This is a genomic window from Streptomyces odonnellii, assembly GCF_000981895.1.
Lineage (GTDB): Bacteria > Actinomycetota > Actinomycetes > Streptomycetales > Streptomycetaceae > Streptomyces > Streptomyces odonnellii.
Window position 1 is genome coordinate 1 of record NZ_LATD01000617.1, and the last position, 1,407, is coordinate 1,407.

General features: G+C 71.5%; 2 protein-coding genes. One reads left to right on the top strand and one right to left on the bottom strand.

The genetic code is table 11. The features are described 5' to 3' along the window. The coding region (locus WH07_RS35670) for a CPBP family intramembrane glutamic endopeptidase (RefSeq protein ID WP_046509404.1) at positions 1-189 on the top strand (189 nt) is incomplete at its 5' end. An 80-nt stretch (positions 190-269) separates the two neighbouring features. On the opposite strand, the gene WH07_RS35675 is transcribed toward WH07_RS35670, so the two are convergent. Then, a complete protein-coding gene (locus WH07_RS35675) occupies positions 270-1,091 on the bottom strand; it encodes a PhzF family phenazine biosynthesis protein (protein WP_046509406.1) in 822 nt (273 codons plus the stop codon). Positions 1,092-1,407: the final 316 nt, after the last annotated feature.

Genomic DNA, 1,407 nt, shown 5'->3' on the forward strand with positions numbered 1-1,407 from the left:
TCGTACCACCTGTACCAGGGGGTCGGCGGCTTCCTGGGCAACATGGGGATGGGCGTGGTGTTCGTGCTGCTCTACCGGCGGTGGGGGCGGGTGGGTCCGCTGGTGGCGGCGCACGCGCTGCTCGACATCGGGGCGTTCGTGGGGTACGCGCTGCTGGCGGGGAAGGTGGGCTGGCTGCCCACGGTGTAGCGCCGTGGGCAGCGCCGGGAGCCGCTGCGGTTCAGGAGCGGCTGCGGTTCAGGGGCAGCAGAATTCAGGGGGAGCCGAGTTCAGGGGGCGCTGAGAAGTTCGCCGTCGATGACGGTGACCGCGCTGCCGGTGAGCAGGGTCCGGTTGCCGCGCAGTGCCGTACGGACAAGTCCGGTACGGGCGGAGGCTTGGAGGCCGGTCAGTTCCGTACGGCCGAGCCGCGCGGACCAGAACGGGGCGAGCGCGGTATGGGCGCTGCCGGTCACCGGGTCCTCGTCGATCCCGGCCCCCGGGTAGAAGCACCGCGAGACGAAGTCATAGCCCCGGCCCGGGTTCTCGGCGGCCGCGGTGACGATGACGCCGCGCCGGGAGAGGCCGACGAGCGCGGCGAAGCCGGGAGCGAGCGCGCGTACGGTCCGCTCGTCGGCCAGCTCGACGAGCAGGTCGCCGACATGGGCAGCGGTGTCGTGCACCGAGACCGGCCGCGCGCCGAGCGCCTCCGCCATGCCGTCCAGGATCTCCACGGGCGTCAGTGACGAGGTCGGGAAGTCGAGGGTGAGGGAGCCGTCCTCGGCCGCGGTCGCCCCGAGGACACCGGGGCGGGCGGCGAACCGTACGGCACCTGTCGTACGCCCGGTGGAGCGCAGCACATGCGCGGTGGCGAGCGTGGCATGGCCGCACAGATCCACTTCGGTGACCGGGGTGAACCAGCGCAGCGCCCAGTCCGCGTCCCCGTTGGGCGGCAGAGGGTGCGCGAAGGCGGTCTCCGAGAGATTCACCTCGGCCGCCACCCGCTGGAGCCAGCCGTCGTCGGGGAAGCCGTCGGAGTCCAGGAGCACCACGCCGGCGGGGTTGCCCGCGAAAGGCCGGTCGGTGAAGGCGTCGACGATTCGAATCCGCATGCACTGAGCGTAGGAGACGGGGGCCGTGCGGCCGCGACCGGGAAGTGGCATGCGAAATTGCTTGCCGAACGAGCTGTACCGATATATCGTTGAAGCATCACGACAGATCAACGATGAAACGATGGGAGGAGCGTAGTGATGCGTTCACATGGACATGAGCACGGTCACGGTCCGCATGGACCGGGTGCTGAGCACTGTGGGCCCGGGCGGCCGGGGTGGGGCGGTTTTGAGGGGCGGCGCGGGGCTTTCGGCCCGTTCGGTCCCCCCTTCGGCGCCCCGTGCGGCGGTGGTCGGGGCCGCGGCGGTGGCCGTCGGG

Excerpts from the sequence above, each read along its gene's own strand:
- WH07_RS35675 (WP_046509406.1), bottom strand. The coding sequence starts at position 1,091 with ATGCGGATTCGAATCGTCGACGCCTTCACCGACCGGCCTTTCGCGGGC.